General features: G+C 72.9%; 9 protein-coding genes. 7 read left to right on the forward strand and 2 right to left on the reverse strand.

Annotated elements, in window-relative coordinates:
- Positions 1–157 precede the first annotated feature (157 nt).
- From ACQ9ZG_RS16040 to ACQ9ZG_RS16050, 3 genes are all read left to right on the forward strand, one after another.
- Positions 158–2281, forward strand: coding sequence for a flotillin family protein (locus ACQ9ZG_RS16040; RefSeq protein WP_136015581.1), 2124 nt, complete (start codon positions 158–160; stop codon positions 2279–2281).
- 711 nt (positions 2282–2992) lie between these two features.
- The gene (locus tag ACQ9ZG_RS16045; RefSeq protein ID WP_109915229.1) at positions 2993–8242 is read left to right on the forward strand and encodes a DNA repair ATPase; all 5250 of its coding nucleotides are present in this window, start codon (positions 2993–2995) and stop codon (positions 8240–8242) included.
- Positions 8243–8272: 30 nt separating this feature from the next.
- The gene (locus ACQ9ZG_RS16050; RefSeq protein ID WP_109915230.1) at positions 8273–10324 is read left to right on the forward strand and encodes an NAD-binding protein; all 2052 of its coding nucleotides are present in this window, start codon (positions 8273–8275) and stop codon (positions 10322–10324) included.
- 203 nt (positions 10325–10527) lie between these two features.
- Here the strand turns inward: ACQ9ZG_RS16050 and trpS are convergent, their stop codons facing one another.
- Both trpS and ACQ9ZG_RS16060 read right to left on the reverse strand, forming a co-directional pair.
- Positions 10528–11592 carry a tryptophan--tRNA ligase gene (gene trpS / locus ACQ9ZG_RS16055; protein WP_109916096.1) on the reverse strand — a complete coding sequence of 355 codons (1065 nt, stop codon included), beginning with the start codon at positions 11590–11592 and terminating at the stop codon, positions 10528–10530.
- A gap of 317 nt (positions 11593–11909) precedes the next feature.
- Entirely contained in the window at positions 11910–12044 is a 135-nt protein-coding gene (locus tag ACQ9ZG_RS16060) for a DUF6126 family protein (RefSeq protein ID WP_219995620.1), read from the reverse strand.
- 150 nt (positions 12045–12194) lie between these two features.
- On the opposite strand from ACQ9ZG_RS16060, the gene ACQ9ZG_RS16065 reads away from it, so the two are divergent.
- The 4 genes from ACQ9ZG_RS16065 to ACQ9ZG_RS16080 all read left to right on the forward strand — a co-directional run bounded on the left by ACQ9ZG_RS16065 (position 12195) and on the right by ACQ9ZG_RS16080 (position 16637).
- Positions 12195–14030 carry an alkyl/aryl-sulfatase gene (locus ACQ9ZG_RS16065; protein WP_109916097.1) on the forward strand — a complete coding sequence of 612 codons (1836 nt, stop codon included), beginning with the start codon at positions 12195–12197 and terminating at the stop codon, positions 14028–14030.
- 129 nt (positions 14031–14159) lie between these two features.
- Entirely contained in the window at positions 14160–15251 is a 1092-nt protein-coding gene (locus tag ACQ9ZG_RS16070; RefSeq protein WP_109916098.1) for an LLM class flavin-dependent oxidoreductase, read from the forward strand.
- 5 nt (positions 15252–15256) lie between these two features.
- Positions 15257–15916 (forward strand): FMN reductase, encoded by a 660-nt coding sequence (locus ACQ9ZG_RS16075; protein ID WP_109916099.1) that lies wholly within the window; start codon positions 15257–15259, stop codon positions 15914–15916.
- 298 nt (positions 15917–16214) lie between these two features.
- Complete coding sequence (locus ACQ9ZG_RS16080; RefSeq protein ID WP_109914670.1) at positions 16215–16637, forward strand: universal stress protein; 423 nt, start codon at positions 16215–16217, stop codon at positions 16635–16637.
- Positions 16638–16810 lie beyond the last annotated feature (173 nt).

Below are 16810 nucleotides of genomic sequence, written 5' to 3' on the forward strand. Positions count from 1 at the left end.
CCAGGCCGGTGCCGCCCGGACGGTGCGCGGCCGGGCCTAAGCCCGATGCCCATGCCGGTGGCCGCCGCGGCCTCTGCCCACCTTCCCCTTCTCTTCTCTTCGCTTCTCTTCGCTTCGCCCGACTTCTTTCCGTATCTTCCAGCCGCCAAGGACTCTTATGGATGCCATCTCCTTGGGCGTCGGCGTACTCATCGCCGTTGTCCTGCTCATCGTCATCACCATCGCCTTCGTCATCACCCGGCTGTTCCGCAAGGTCGAGCAGGGCAAGGCGCTGATCATCTCCAAGACCAAGAAGGTCGACGTGACCTTCACCGGTGCCGTCGTCCTGCCCGTGCTCCACAAGGCCGAGACGATGGACATCTCGGTGAAGAAGATCGAGATCCACCGTGCCGGGCGCGAGGGGCTGATCTGCCAGGACAACATCCGCGCCGACATCCAGATCACCTTCTTCGTCCGGGTCAACAAGACCGTCGAGGACGTCATCAAGGTCGCCCAGTCGATCGGCACCGAGCGGGCCAGCGACCGGGCCGCCATCCAGGAGTTCTTCGCCGCGAAGTTCTCCGAGGCCCTCAAGACCGTCGGCAAGCAGCTCGACTTCGTCGACCTGTACACCAAGCGCGAGGAGTTCCGGGACCGGATCATCCAGGTCATCGGGACCGATCTGAACGGCTACCACCTCGACGACGCCGCGATCGACTTCCTCGAGCAGACCCCGATGTCCCAGCTCGACGGCTCCAACATCCTGGACGCCCAGGGCATCCGGAAGATCACCGAACTGACGGCGATCGAGCACGTGCGCACCAACGAGTTCCAGCGCACCGAGCAGAAGGAGATCACCCGGCAGGACGTCGACGCCCGCGAGACCATCCTGGAGCTGGAGCGCCGGCAGGCCGAGGCCGAGATCAAGCAGCGCCGCGAGGTCGAGACGCTGCGCGCCCGCGAGGAGGCGGCCACCGCCCGGGTGCAGGAGGAGGAGCGGCTCGGCGCGCAGACCGCGTTCATCAAGACCGAGGAGCAACTCGGCATCCAGCGCGAGAACCAGGCGCGGGAGATCGCGGTCGCGCAGAAGAACCGCGAGCGGGTCATCGCCGTCGAGAGCGAGCGCATCGAGAAGGACCGGATGCTGGAGGTCATCGGGCGCGAGCGCGAGACCGAGCTGAACCGCATCGCCGCCACCAAGGAGGTCGAGGCCGAGCGCCGCGAGGTCGCGGACGTCATCCGGGAGCGGATCGCGGTGGACCGTACGGTGGCCGAGCAGGAGGAGTCGATCCTGACCCTGCGCGCCGTCGAGGACGCGGAGCGGGCCCGCAAGTCGGTCATCATCGCGGCCGAGGCGGAGGCCCAGGAGAAGCTGGTCAAGGACATCAAGGCGGCCGAGGCGGCGGAGGCGGCCTCCACGCACCTGGCGGCCGAGCAGCTCACGCTCGCGGAGGCCCGGCTCAAGACGGCCGACCTGGACGCGCAGGCCAAGCTGCGGCTGGCCGAGGGTGTGCAGGCCGAGTCGGCCGCGCCGGGGCTCGCGGCGGTGCAGGTCCGCGATGCGGAGGCGGAGGTCATCGAGAAGGCCGGTCTCGCGGAGGCCGAGGCCACGGCGGCCCGGCTCAAGGCCGAGGCGGAGGGCGCGCGGCTCAAGGCGCTGGCCACGGCCGAGGGCACCCAGGCCCAGGCCACGGCGGACGCGGCGGTCATCGGCGAGAAGCTGAAGGCGGAGGCCGCGGGGCTCACGGAGAAGGCGGCCGCGATGGCGGCCCTGGACGAGGCCTCCCGTACGCACGAGGAGTACCGTCTGCGGCTCGACGCGGAGAAGGAGATCCGGCTGGCCGGTCTCGAAGTGCAGCGGCAGGTCGCCGAGGCGCAGGCGACGGTGCTGGCGACGGGTCTGGAGAACGCCGACATCGACATCGTCGGCGGGGAGTCCGTCTTCTTCGACCGGCTCGTCTCGTCGGTCTCCCTCGGCAAGGCGGTGGACGGTTTCGTGGACAACTCGCAGACCGCGCAGGCGCTGGCGGGGCCGTGGCTGGACGGTTCGTCCTCGTTCACGGACGACCTGAGCCGGGTGCTGGGATCGGTCTCCACCGGTGATGTGCAGAACCTGACGGTGTCGGCGCTGCTGATGCGGCTGATGGGCTCGTCGGGTGCGGCCTCGGCCCAGGTCGAGCAGCTGCTGGCGGCGGCGAAGGAACTGGGCCTGGCGGACCTGCCGGTGTCCTCGGCGGGCGTCGGCGCCCCCGCGAGGGACGTGGCAGCGCGGAACGGGGCCGGTGCCGGGGCCGTGGGGTAGCCCGCCAGCCCCAGCCCGCCCGGCACTCGGGGGCGGAACCCTCGGCCGGACGGACCCGAACCGCGCAAGTGGGGTGCCCCACGGGGGTGGGCACCCCACCAGCCGGGACCGGCCGACACCCCCAGCCCGCCCGGCGCTTGAGGGCGGAACCCCGGGCCTGTGGGACCGGCCGCCAACTCCAGCCCGCCCGGCGCTCGGGGGCGGAACCCTCGGCCGGAGGGACCGGGACCGGGCGACCGGGGTGCCCCACGGGGGTGGGCACCTCATCGGCCGGGACAGGCCGACACCCCCAGCCCGCCCGGCGCTTGAGGGCGGAACCCTCGGCCGGAGGCACCGGCCGCCGATTCCAGCCCGCCCGGCGTTTGAGGGCGGAACCCTCGGCCGGAGGGACCCGAACCGCGCAAGTGGGGTGCCCCACGGGGGTGGGCACCCCACCCGGCCGGGACAGGCCCCCCAGGGCCAGGGTTCCGTCCTCAAACGCCGGACGGGCTGGATAGGCGCGGACCGGCCGGATAGGCGCGGGCAAGCTGGATGGCTACGGGCGGGCCGGATAGGTCCGGACCGGCCGGATAGGCGAGGGCGGGCCGGACGGGTGCGGACCCAGCCGGACCCAGCCGGACCCGGCCGGATAGGCGCGGGCGGGCCGGACGGGTGCGGACCCGGCCGGAGCCGGGCCCGGGACATGACGAAGACACGTAGGGAGCCGTACGCATGGACAGCGACATCACCACCACCGCCACCCCGCCGCAGGGCGGGTCGGCCGACGTGGATGCCGGTGCCTACGAGGTGCTGCGGCGGCGGCTCTCCGCCCAGGCCGGCGAGCTGATCCGGCGGGCCGAGGCGCTGAACGCGCGGCGGACCGAGGAGTTCGGCTCCACCGGGCTGCGGCTCCTCGCCACCGAGCAGGTCCGCACCGGGCACCCCGCCGTCCCGCGCGACCTCGTCGGCCTCGGCGGACAGTTGCTCTTCGGGTTCGAGCGGGGACCGGGGGCCCGAGGCGAGGCCGGGGTCGACGACGTACTCCTCGTACGGGACGCCGGTGCCGAGGACACCGGGGCGGACGAGGACGCGCCCGAGTCCCGGGGGCCCCGCCCCGACGGCGCCACACCCGCGTCCCCGGCAACCCGCCCCGACGGCGCCACACCCGCGTCCCCGGCCACCCGCCCCGACAGCGGCACACCCGACTCCCCCGGCGCAATCCCCCACGGCGGCACGCCCACATCCCTCCCCACCCTCCTCGACGACGAGGCCTTCCGGCGCGAGTTCTCCTCGCTCCACCGCTACTTCCGCGACGCCCGGCTCCTCCGGCTGCGCCGCGTCAACGGCAAGCTGCTCGCCGTCTTCCGTACGGGCAAGGACGCCGAGGACATCCGCGTGCTGCGCTGGGCGCTCGGGGCGGACGGGACGCCGGGCGCGTTCCTGGACGCGCAGGGCGAGCGCGACCACGTCTTCCCGGCCTCCCACGACTTCGACTGGACCGCCGCCGGGCGCGAGGACCACCGCACCGGCCGCCACCCGCACATCGCCGTCGGCAAGGGCGGCGGGCTCTTCGTCGACACGCTCGGCGGGACGCTCACCGTGAAGGTCACCGATGACACCGAGTCGCCGGACGGGATCTACGAGGAGCCCGTCGACGAGCCGTTGCAGTCGCTGGCGGACGCGGACGTGGAGTACGCCGAGGTCGGACCCCTGACGCTGCTGCGCGTGCGGCCGTACAAGGAGGAGAGCTGGCGGCATCTCGTCTTCAACTCCCTCCTCGGGAGCGTCCGGCGGCTCGACGCGATCGGGCCCGCCTGCCACCGGCTCCCCGAGGACCAGGGGATCATCTTCCCCGGCGGCTACTACCTCACCACCGGCACCGCGAAGACCTTCGACACCGCCGAGGAGCTGAACGAGCCGGTCTTCGAGGGCGCGGTGCGCTCGCCCAACGGCGAGGACGTGCTGTACGTCTTCCGCTCCCGCGACGGCGTACGGAGCCTGCTCCTCCCCTACAACCTGATCCGCCAGGAGGTCGCCACCCCGCTCACCGGACGCGGCCACGCCCTGCTGGACGACGGAACGCTGATCCTGCTCCGCGACAACCCCGACGGCCCGGACGTTCCGGCACGCGTCCACCCCTTGCAGCGGTGGCAGACGCCGTTCGTCTCCGACACCTACGCCGCCGCCCGCCCGGCCGGGACCGGGCCGCTCGCGCGGACGGGCAACGCCGACCTCGTCCGCGGTATCTCCGACTGTCTGGCGCTCGCGCACGGGGTGCGGGACATGACGCCGACGACCGCCGTGTACGGGCAGCTCGCCACCGACTGCGCCCGCGCCCAGGACCGCTACCACTGGCTCTCCGACCCCGAACTGGGCTCCCTGGGTGAGCCGTTGGCGGAGCTGCGGGCCACGGCCCAGCAGGTGCTGGCCGAGTTCACCGCCGTACAGGAGCTGACGCGGCGGGCCGCCGACGCGCTGGAGGAGACCGCCACGCGCATCACCGCGCTGGTGCGGCGGGTACGCGGGGAGGCGCCGGGGTCGGCCGCCGCGTGGGTGGAGCGGCTGACCGAACTCCGGCAGGCGCACGGCCACTTGGCGACCGTCGGGGAGATGCGGTACGCCGATGTCGAGCGGATCGCGGAGCTGTCGGCCCGGACCGAGGACGACATCGCCTCGGCGGCCCAGCGGGCCGTCTCCTTCCTCGCCCGCGAGGACGCCTTCGACGGGTACCACGCGGAGATCGCCGGGCTCGTCGAGGACGCGGGCGCGCTGGCGACCGTACGGGACGCCTCGGCCGTCTCCGACCGGCTCGCGGCGATGACGGACGGGCTCGCCACCGTCACGGACGTGGTGGCCGGGCTGGAGATCGGTGACGCGACCGTCCGCACGTCGATCCTGGAGCGGATCGCGGAGGTGCTGGGCGGCGCCAACCGGGCCCGCGCCACGCTGGACGCGCGGCGGCGGGAGCTGCTGTCGAAGGAGGGGCGGGCCGAGTTCGCCGCCGAGTTCGCGCTGCTCGGCCAGGCCGTGACGGGCGCGCTGGCCGCCGCCGACACCCCGGAGCACTGTGACGACCAACTCGCTCGACTCCTGCTCCAGTTGGAGAACCTGGAGTCGCGGTTCGCGGAGTTCGACGACTTCCTGGCGGAGCTGGCCGAGCGCCGGGGCGAGGTGTACGAGGCGTTCTCGGCCCGTAGGCAGACGCTCCAGGACGAGCGGGCGCGGCGGGCCGAGCGGCTGGCCGGGTCGGCGCAGCGGGTCCTGGAGACCATCGGCCGGCGGGTGGCCGGGCTGGACGATCCGGACGCCGTCCACACGTACTTCGCCTCCGACCCGATGGTCGCCAAGGTCCGCCGCACGGCTGACGAACTGCGTGAACTGGGCGACCCCGTACGGGCGGAGGAGCTGGACGGGCGGCTGAAGGCGGCCCGCCAGGAGGCCGGGCGCGCCCTCCGGGACCGCAGCGAGCTGTACGCGGACGGCGGTTCGGTGATCAGGCTGGGGCGGCACCGGTTCGCGGTGAACACCCAGCCGTTCGACCTCACGCTGGTGCCCTCCGGGGACCGGCTCGCCTTCGCGCTGACCGGGACCGACTACCGGGCCCCGGTCACCGACCCGGCGTTCGAGGCGACCCGCCCGTACTGGGAGCAGCTGCTGCCCTCCGAGTCGGCCGCCGTCTACCGGGGCGAGTACCTGGCGGCCCGGCTGCTGGAGGAGCACGGCGCCGACCGGCTCGGCGCGCTGAGCGCCGATGAACTGGCCGCGCTCGTCAGGGATTCGGCGGCCGAGGCATACGACGAGGGGTACACCCGGGGCGTCCACGACGAGGACGCCACCGCCGTCCTGCGCGCCCTGCTGCGACTGCACACGGGCGCGGGGCTGCTGCGCCACGAGCCCGCCGTCCGGGCGGCCGCCCAGCTCTTCTGGGCGTACGGCACCGAGGAGGCGCAGCGTGTCTCCTGGACCCGGCGTGCCGTCTCCCTGGCCCGCGCCCGCGACACCTTCGGGCCAGCCCCGGCCATCGCGGTGCTCCAGGAGGAGTGGGCTTCCGCCATCGGCGGGTTCGGGGGCGACGGCGGGTTCGCGTTCGACGGTGGACCTGGGGGTGACGTTGAGGGGCGAGCCGCCGCCGTATCCGCTTACCTCTTCGAGGAGTTGACCGGCGGGCCCGGCGGGTTCGTCGTGGGATCCGGGGTCCGTGCCTTCCTGGCGGGGTTCCACCGGGCCGCCGGGCCCGGCGCGTACGCGGACGACCTCGCCGCCCTCGGCGGCGACCTGGCCGCCCGGAAGCAGCTCGTGGAGGGGTGGCTCACCCCGTACGCGCGGTCCTCCGGCGAGGTCCCTGCGGACGGCGACCTCGCGGAGGCCGTGGCGGTGGAGCTCTGCCCGGAGCTGGAGCGGTACGGATGCGACGCCCCGCTCACCGAGCGCGTGGACGGCCTTCTCGGGGACCACCCGCGCATCGGCGGCGGGAGCCTGACCGTGCGGATCGATGAACTGCTGGCGCGGACAGGGGAGTTCCGGACGCGGGCCGTGCCGGGGTTCCGGGCCTACCAGCGGCTGCGCACCTCCCTGGTGGACGCCGAGCGCGGACGGCTGCGGCTGGACGACCACCGGCCGCGCGTGATGTCGGCGTTCGTCCGCAACCGGCTGCTGGACGAGGTGTATCTGCCGCTGATCGGGGACAGCCTGGCCAAGCAGCTCGGCACCGCCGACGCCGACCGGCGCACCGACTCGCAGGGCCTGCTGCTGCTCGTCTCGCCGCCCGGCTACGGCAAGACGACGCTGATGGAGTACGTCGCGGACCGGCTCGGGATGGTCCTGGTCAAGATCAGCGGGCCGAACCTGGGCCACGACGTGACCTCGCTCGACCCGGACCGGGCGCCGAGCGCGACCGCCCGGCAGGAGGTCGAGAAGATCAACTTCGCGCTGGAGGCGGGCAACAACACGCTGCTCTACCTGGACGACATCCAGCACACCTCGCCCGAACTCCTCCAGAAGTTCATCCCGTTGTGCGACGCCACGCGCCGGATCGAGGGCGTACGGGACGGGGAGCCGCGCAGCTACGACCTGCGGGGCAAGCGGTTCGCGGTCTGCATGGCAGGCAACCCGTACACCGAGTCGGGCGAGCAGTTCCGCATCCCCGACATGCTGGCCAACCGGGCCGACGTGTGGAACCTGGGCGAGGTGCTCAGCGGGCGCGAGGACGTCTTCGCGCTGAGCTTCGTGGAGAACGCGCTGACCGCCAACCCCGTGCTCGCCCCGCTCGCCGGGCGTTCGCGCGACGACCTGGCGCTGCTGGTGCGGCTGGCGGGCGGCGGCGACCCCTCGGCCCGCGCAGAGCACCTGGAACACCCCTACTCGGCCGTGGAGCTGGACGCCGTACTGGCCGTGCTGCGGCATCTGCTCACGGCCCGGGACACCGTCCTCGCGGTCAACGCGGCGTACATCGCCTCGGCCGCGCAGACGGACGCGACGCGCACCGAGCCGCCGTTCCGGCTCCAGGGGTCGTACCGCAACATGAACAAGATCGCGGAGCGGATCGTGCCCGTCATGAACGGTGCCGAACTCTCCGCCGTCGTCGACGACCACTACGCGGGGGAGGCCCAGACGCTCACCACGGGCGCCGAGGCCAACCTGCTGAAGCTGGCCGCGCTGCGGGGGACGCTCACCGCCGAGCAGGCCGGGCGGTGGGCCGCCATCACCTCTTCGTACGTGCGTACGCAGGCGCTCGGCGGCCCGGACGGCGACCCGATGACCCGGGCGGTGGCGGCGCTCGGGCTGCTCGCGGACCGGATCGCGGCGGTGGAGACGGCGATCCAGCGGGCGGCCGATCCACGCCACCTGCTGGCCGGACCGCCGAACCACGGGGGAACGCAGGCTCCCTCGAACCACCAGGGAACCGTGAACCGGCCAGCGGGAGAACAGAACCGGCCAGAGCTTCAGAACCACCGTGCGAAGATCACAAACATTCCACAGTGACCGGGGAGACCGAGCCGGAAGGATCACGGCATGCTGGGTTTCGTGCCCCCACTTCCTCAGCAGCCGGGACGGCCCCCGACGGGGCGACCGCAGCCCGGACGCCCCCAGCCGGGACACCCCCCGTCCACCGGTCACATGATCGTCTGCGGCGACGACGCGCTGGCGCGCCGGCTCGCCGTGGAGCTGCGCTTCGTCTACGGCGAACGGGTCACCCTCCTCCTGCCGCCCGGCCGTGACGCCAACAGCCCCGAGACACCGCTGACCCAACGGGGGCGCGCGGCCGCCCTGTTCGGCCGGATGTCGGCGGCGATGAACCGCACCACCGGGAACGGGAACGGCGGAGCGGGCGGCGCGGGCAACGACACCAACGCCGGGGTCGAGGCCGTCCGGATCATGGAGGCGCCCGAACCCTCCGACGACGTGCTGGAGGAGGCGGGCGTCGACCGGGCCGCCGCCCTCGCGCTCGTCTACGACGACGACGAGCGGAACATCCGCGCCGCCCTGACCGCCCGCCGCCTCAACCCCCGTCTGCGGCTGGTGATCCGGCTCTACAACCGCAAGCTCGGCCTGCACCTGGAGGAGCTGCTCGACCAGGCGGCGGCCGTCGCCATGCCCGGCATCGACCCGGCGACGCTCGACGCCTCCACCACCGTCCTCTCCGACGCCGACACCGCCGCCCCGGCCCTCGCCGCGACCGCCGTCACCGGCAGCAGCAAGGTCATCCAGGCCGAGGGACTGCTCCTGCGCGCCGCCGAACGCCCGCCACCGGGGCCGGGCGAGAGGGCCGATCCGGGGCTCTGCACGCTCGCCCTGCTCTCCTCCACCACCAACGACCCGGCAGGCACGGAGGGTTCGGACAGCAGCGGTGACGAAGGTCCCGAACTCCTGCCTGACGACCGGTCCGTGGCCGCCGCCACCGGGCGCGGGACCGTCGTCCTGGAGGCCGTCAGCCGCGCCGACCCGGACCGCCCCGCGACCCGGATGGGCGGCAGGGGCGCCCCGCTCGCCCAGGTCTTCTCCCGCCGGCTGCGCTGGTCGGCCCTGGGGTTCGCGCTGGCGGCGGTCGCCCTGGTGATCGTCTCGGTCCTCACCACCGAGGACAGCCTGCTGCACTCCGCCTACCTCATCCTGCTCGACCTGCTGAGCATGAACGACCCCTCGGAGGACGGCACGACGGCACGGAAGGTCATCCAGATCTTCTCCGGAGTCGCCGGAATCCTGCTGCTCCCGCTGCTGATCGCGGCCGTCCTGGAGGCGTTCGGCACCCTGCGCACCGCCTCCTCGCTGCGCCGCCCGCCGCGCGGCCTGTCGGGGCACGTGGTGCTGCTCGGACTCGGCAAGATCGGCACGCGCGTCCTCGTGCACCTCCGCGAACTCGACATCCCCGTCGTCGTCGTGGAGGAGGACCCCGAGGCGCGGGGCATCCCGCTGGCCCGCTCCATGCACGTACCGACCGTCCTCGGCGACGTCACCCAGGAGGGCGTCCTCGAAGCCGCCAAGATCCGCCGCGCCCATGCCCTCCTCGCGCTCACCAGCGTCGACACGACGAACCTGGAGGCGACGCTGTACGCGCGGTCGGTCAAGCCGGACCTGAGGGTGGCGCTGCGGCTGTACGACGACGAGTTCGCCACCGCCGTCTACCGCACCCTGCGCACCGCGCACCCCCAGGCCCTCACCCGCTCCCGCTCCGTCTCCCACCTGGCCGCCCCCTCCTTCGCCGTCGCCATGATGGGCCGTCAGATCCTCGGCGCGGTGCCGGTCGAGCGGAAGGTGATGCTCTTCGCGGCCCTGGAGGTGGCGGGCCATCCGCAGCTGGAGGGGCGCACCGTGGAGCAGGCGTTCCAGGCCCGTGCCTGGCGGGTCCTGGCCATCGACGCCACCCCGCCCGCCGACCGCAACCCGGACCTGGCCGCCCTCCCCCCGTACCCCCCGGACGGTGGCACTCCGCCGCCCTCCGGCCTGGTGTGGGACCTGCACCCCGGGTATGTGCTCCGCGCCCAGGACCGGGTGGTCATCGCGGCCACCCGGCGGGGGCTGGCGGAGCTGCTGCGCCGGCAGCGGTCGGTGGTGCCGGGCCAGTGAGGTGGAGACGGGGACGACGGCCGGCCCGGTGAGCCGCCGGCCGATGCCGGCGATGAGGAGGCGACGGCCGGCCCGGTGACCCGCCACCGGAACCGGCCGCGAAACCGGAACCGGCGGTGAGGAGGCGGCCGTGAGCAGCAGGCCGTGAGCAGGCGGTCGTGAGGAGGCGTCCGCCGATCCGGTGACCGGTGGCCGGTCACCCGCTACCGGAACGTGCCCATCGCCTCCCGTACCTCCTCCAGGGTCCGGTCCGCGACCGCGACGGCCCGCTCGTTGCCCGCGCGCAGGACCGACCGTACGTACGTGAGGTCCGCCGCGTACTCCGCCCGCCGGGCCCGGACGGGCGCCAGGTGGCTGTTGACCGCGTCGGTCACCGTCCGCTTGAGTGCGGCCGCACCGCCGCCGCCGATCTCCGCCGCGACCTCGCGCGGGTCCCGTTCCAGGCAGAGGGCGGCCAGCAGGACGAGCGAGGAGACGCCGGGGCGGGTCTCGGGGTCGTAGGTGATGTGCCGGTCGGCGTCCGTGGTCGCGCCCCTGATCAGGCGGGCCGTCTCGTCGGCGGTGGCGCCGAGCGGGATGGAGTTGGCGCGGCTCTTGCTCATCTTGGTGCCGTCGGTGCCGAGGAGCAGGGGTGCGGCGGAGAGCAGGGCCTCGGGTTCCGGGAAGACGTCCCCGTACCGCTCGTTGAAGCGGCGGGCGATCGTCCGGGTGAGTTCGAGGTGGGGCAGCTGGTCCTGTCCCACGGGGACCACGTTGCCCTTGCAGAAGAGGATGTCGGCCGCCTGGTGGACCGGGTAGGTGTACATCAGCCCGCTCACCGCCGACTGCCGGGAGTGCGCGATCTCGTCCTTCACCGTGGGGTTGCGGCCCAGTTCCGCCACGGAGACGAGGCTGAGGAAGGGCAGCAGGAGCTGGTTGAGCGCGGGAACGGCGCTGTGGGTGAAGACGGTGGACCGGGCGGGGTCGACACCGAGGGCCAGATGGTCCAGGAGAAGCCCGTCGGTGTGCTCCTGGAGCCGCTCGGCGGTGTCCCGGTCGGTGAGCACCTGGTAGTCGGCGATCAGGACGAAGACCTCCACGCCGAGGTCCTGGAGGCGGACCCGGTTGCGCAGGGTGCCGAAGTAGTGGCCGAGGTGGAGGGGGCCGGTGGGGCGGTCGCCGGTGAGGACCCGGAAGCGGGCGGGGTCCCGGGCGATCCGGTGCTCCAGTCCGGCGCTGCGGAGTCCGGCGCCGGTGGCCGTCGGGGAGGGGGTGGCGGTGATCGTCATGGCGGGGCTCCTCGCGGTGGCGGGTGGGTGCGCGGAGGACGGCCCGGAGCGGGGTGGAGCAGGCATGCGAAAGGGCCGTCCATGGTGAACGGCCCTGGGTTCCGTGCAGACAGATGCTGTGGCCGCTCCTAGAAGGAGCGCCACCAGTTCCGGCACGGTACGGAGGTCATACGGCGAGTGTAGCGGCCACGGGCCTACCGGGCGCATGAATAACAGCCGGGCCCGCCGACCGCGGCCTCCTGCTGTCCTGCTGCCCTCTGCCCTGCTGCCCCGCCGCCCCGCCGTCCTGCCGCCCCCCGCCGTCCGCTCCTTGCCGGCTACTTGTCCGCGTGGCCGCCCACGGAGAAGAGGATCCAGATGAAGCCCGCGAAGAGGTGCGTCACGAAGACGTAGACGAAGACGCGCAGGGCGACTCCCCGGGCCTTCCAGCTCTCGATGTCCCTGCCACCCATGGAATCCGCCTCCCTCAGCGCGCATGACAGCCCCCGCAGTGCGCAGGACAGCTCCCTCAGTGCGCAGGACAGGCTACGCCCGGTCCGGTCGGACAGTACGGCGATGTGACGATATGCACCTTAGGACCGCTTCCGCTCTACTGGGCTTCCATGAGCCACCTCCCGTTCGACGACACCACCGATCTCACGAACGCCGACCGCGGCTTCGTCACCGCCCTCGACCCCGCCGTGATCACCGCCGACGACGGCCGGGTGGTCTGGGACAACGACAGCTACGCCTTCCTCGACGACCCGTGCCCCGACACCGCCCACCCGAGCCTCTGGCGGCAGGCCCGGCTCTGTGCGCGGCAGGGGCTGTACGAGGTCACCGAGGGCATCTACCAGGTGCGCGGGCTCGACCTGTCGAACATGACCCTGGTCGAGGGCGAGCGCGGGGTCGTCGTCATCGACCCGCTGATCTCCGCCGAGACCGCGGCCGCCGCGCTGGCGCTCTACCGGGGCCACCGGGGCGACCGGCCCGTCACCGCGCTGATCTACACCCACTCGCACGGCGACCACTTCGGCGGGGCGCGCGGGGTGCTGCCCCCGGGCACGGAGGCGGGCGTCCCGGTGCTCGCCCCCGCCGGATTCCTGGAGCACGCCGCCAGCGAGAACGTCTACGCGGGCAACGCCATGCTCCGGCGGGCGATGTTCATGTACGGCGACAGCCTGGCGAAGGGCCCCGACGGCCAGATCGGCGCCGGGCTCGGCATGACCACCTCCACCGGGACGCTGACGCTGATCCCGCCCACGACGGACATCACGCACACGGGCCAGGAGGAGGTGCTCGACGGCGTACGGATCGTCTTCCAGCTCACCCCGGGCACCGAGGCGCCCGCCGAGATGAACTTCCTCTTCCCGGACCACCGGGCGCTCTGCCTGGCCGAGAACGCCACCCACACCATGCACAACATCGTGACCCTGCGCGGGGCCGTGGTCCGGGACGCGCGCGTCTGGTCGCGCTATCTGGACGAGGCCGTCGAGCTGTTCGGGGACGCGGCGGACGTCGCCTTCGCGTCACACCACTGGCCCACCTGGGGCCGGGAGAACGTACGGGAGTTCCTCACCGCCCAGCGCGACCTGTACGCGTACCTCCACGACCAGACCCTGCGCATGCTCAACGCCGGGCTGACCGGCCCCGAGATCGCGGAGACGATCCAGCTGCCGCCCGCCCTGGAGAAGTGCTGGCACGCCCGCGGCTACTACGGCTCGCTCAGCCACAACGTGAAGGCGGTCTACCAGCGCTATCTGGGCTGGTTCGACGGCAACCCGGCCCACCTGTGGGAGCACCCGCCGGTGGAGTCGGCCGAGCGGTACGTGGAGTGCATGGGCGGGGCCGACGCCGTGCTGGCCAAGGCGCGCGCGTACGCGGAGGCGGGCGATCTGCGGTTCGCCGCGACCCTGCTGAACCATGTCGTCTTCGCGGACGCCTCGCACCGGGCCGCCCGTACCGAGCTGGCCGGGGTCTACCGGCGGCTGGGCCACGGCGCGGAGAACGGCCCGTGGCGCAACTTCTACCTGATGGGCGCCAAGGAGCTGGAGGAGGGCGCGGGAACCCTGGCGCTGGACTCCGCGAGCCCCGAGGTGGTGATGGCGCTCACCGTGGAGCAGCTCCTCGACTCGCTCGCCGTGCGTGTGGACGGGCCACGCGCCTGGGACATGGAGCTGGTGATCGACCTGGTCGTGACCGACGGCTCCGCCGCCGCCCCCGTCCGCCACCGGCTCACCCTGCACAACGGGGCCCTCACCCACCGCACCGCTGGGCCGGGCGCCGGTTCCTGGGCCCCGGCGGGGCTGACGCTCACCCTCAGCAAGCCGCAGTTGCTCTCCGTCCTCGCGGGCGAGGGGGTGGCCGGGATCGAGCAGAACGGTGACGCGTCCCTCCTCGGGGAGCTCGTCTCCGTACTCACGGAACCGGACAGGTCGTTCCCGATCGTGACGCCGTAGAACCCGCGGAAGCCACGAAGCCTGGGGGTGAGCCGTGGAGGAATAGGTCGCGGGGGCGTCCCGTTGTAGGGTGTAGTTCAACGTTCAACCAATTATGGATCACCCCGCGACCCTCAGGAGGCGGACGCCATGCAGTTCGGGATCTTCACGGTCGGAGACGTCACCACCGACCCGACCACCGGCCGGACGCCGAGCGAGAACGAGCGGATCAAGGCCACTCTCGCCATCGCGCAGAAGGCCGAGGAGGTCGGCCTGGACGTCTTCGCGACCGGCGAGCACCACAACCCGCCGTTCGTCCCGTCCTCCCCGACGACGACCCTCGGCTACATCGCCGCCCGTACCGAGAACCTGATCCTGTCCACGTCCACCACCCTGATCACCACCAACGACCCGGTGAAGATCGCGGAGGACTACGCCACCCTCCAGCACCTCGCGGACGGCCGCGTCGACCTGATGATGGGCCGGGGCAACACCGGACCGGTCTACCCCTGGTTCGGCAAGGACATCCGCCAGGGCATCCCGCTGGCCATCGAGAACTACGCCCTGCTGCACAGGCTGTGGCGCGAGGACGTCGTGGACTGGGAGGGCAAGTTCCGTACGCCGCTGCAGTCCTTCACCGCCACCCCGCGCCCGCTGGACGGCGTCCCGCCGTTCGTCTGGCACGGCTCCATCCGCTCCCCCGAGATCGCGGAACAGGCCGCGTACTACGGGGACGGGTTCTTCCACAACAACATCTTCTGGCCGATGGAGCACACGAAGAAGATGGTCTCGCTGTACCGGCGGCGGTACGCCCACTACGGCCACGGCACCGCCGAACAGGCCATCGTGGGGCTCGGCGGCCAGGTGTTCATGCGGAAGAACTCGCAGGACGCGGTACGGGAGTTCCGGCCGTACTTCGACAACGCGCCGGTCTACGGCCACGGCCCGTCCCTGGAGGACTTCACCCGGGAGACCCCGCTGACGGTGGGCTCCCCGCAGGAGGTCATCGAGCGGACCCTGACGTTCCGGGACGCGGTCGGTGACTACCAGCGTCAGCTGTTCCTGATGGACCACGCGGGACTCCCGCTGAAGACGGTCCTGGAGCAGCTCGACCTCCTCGGCGAGGAGGTCGTGCCCGTGCTGCGCAAGGAGTTCGCCAACCTGCGGCCGGCCGGAGTGCCGGAGTCCGCGCCCGTCCACCCGGCGGTGACCGCCGCCCGGGCCGCCCGGAAGGAGGGCTGACCCCGATGTTCGCCACCACCCCCCTGCGGATCGTCGCCGTCTCGGCGGGGCTGAGCCGGCCGTCCTCGACCCGGCTGCTCGCCGACCGGCTGGCCACCGCCACCCGGGAGCGCCTCGCGGCCGACCAGGACCGGAACGTCGAGGTCCACGTCATCGAACTGCGAGACCTCGCCGTGGACATCGCCAACCACCTGGTCAGCGGGTTCCCGCCGGCCGCGCTGCGGGAGGCGATCGACGCGGTGACGGAGGCGGACGGGCTGATCGCCGTGACGCCCGTCTTCACCGCCTCGTACAGCGGTCTGTTCAAGTCGTTCTTCGACCTGATCGACCACACCGCGCTGACCGGCAAGCCCGTCGTGATCGCCGCGACGGGCGGCACGGCCCGCCACTCGCTGGTCCTGGAGCACGCGCTGCGGCCGCTCTTCGCCTATCTGCGGGCCGTCACCGTACCGACCTCCGTCTACGCGGCCTCCGAGGACTGGGGCTCCGCCGGCGACGAGCACACCGAAGGCCTGCCGTCCCGGATCCGGCGCGCGGGCGGCGAGCTGGCCTCGGCGGTCCTGGGCCGCACGGTCTCCGGGGCCTCCCGGACACCGGGCCTGGACGACGGGGAGGACGCGCTCGTCCCCTTCGAACAGCAACTCGCGGACCTGCGGCTGGACTGACTCCCGGGGCGCGACTGGAGTGACCCCCGGGCCTCGGCTCGACTGCCCCCGGCGGCGGCCGGGCCGGGTCCGGGCCGGGGCGGGCCGGGGCGGGCCGGGTCCGGGGCGGGGTGGGCAGCCGGGAGGAAGGCTGGACCGACTCCCCGGGCGGGCGGCCGGGCCGAAGGGGCCGGGCGGGAGTCCTGACCGAAGGGGCCGGGCGGCCCGATTGTCCCGTTTGATTACAGTGAAGCCGGACGCTGTACGAGGAAGCCGGACGCGGTACGAGCCGGAGCGAGCTAGCGAGCTGGAGGCAGACATGGGCAGGATCGTCGTGGGCGTGGACGGGTCCGATCCCTCGATCAAGGCACTGCACTGGGCCGTCCGTCAGGCCGAGCTGACCGGTGACACCGTGGAGGCCGTCAACAGCTGGGAGTACCCCGCGACCAGCTGGGCCTCGATGATGCCGGGCCTCCCGGAGGACTTCGACCCGCAGGCGCTCGCCACGGTCTCCCTCAACGAGGCCCTGGAGGAGGCCCTGGGCCAGGAGGGGGCCGCCGCGGTCACCAAGGTCGTGGTCATCGGCAACCCCGCCCAGACCCTGCTCGACCGGGCCAGGGGCGCCAGCCTGCTCGTCGTGGGCGCCCGGGGCCGCAGCGGCCTCAAGGCGACGCTGCTCGGCTCGGTCAGCCTGCACGTCACGCAGCACGCTCCGTGCCCGGTGACAGTGGTACGCGACTGACACCTCCCCCGCGCCGTGCGATGCGGCGGTACGGGGCTGCCCCCTTTCCCTCCCGAGCCCACGGGCTTCCTTCCGGAGCCCGGTGTTTCCGGCCCGGAGCCCACGGTTCTCGTTTCGGAGCCCACGGTTCTCGTTCCGGAGTCCACGGCCTCCGACGGCTTCGGCCCGGTGGG

It is taken from the genome of Streptomyces araujoniae (assembly GCF_050871195.1).
Taxonomy (GTDB): Bacteria; Actinomycetota; Actinomycetes; order Streptomycetales; family Streptomycetaceae; genus Streptomyces; species Streptomyces bacillaris.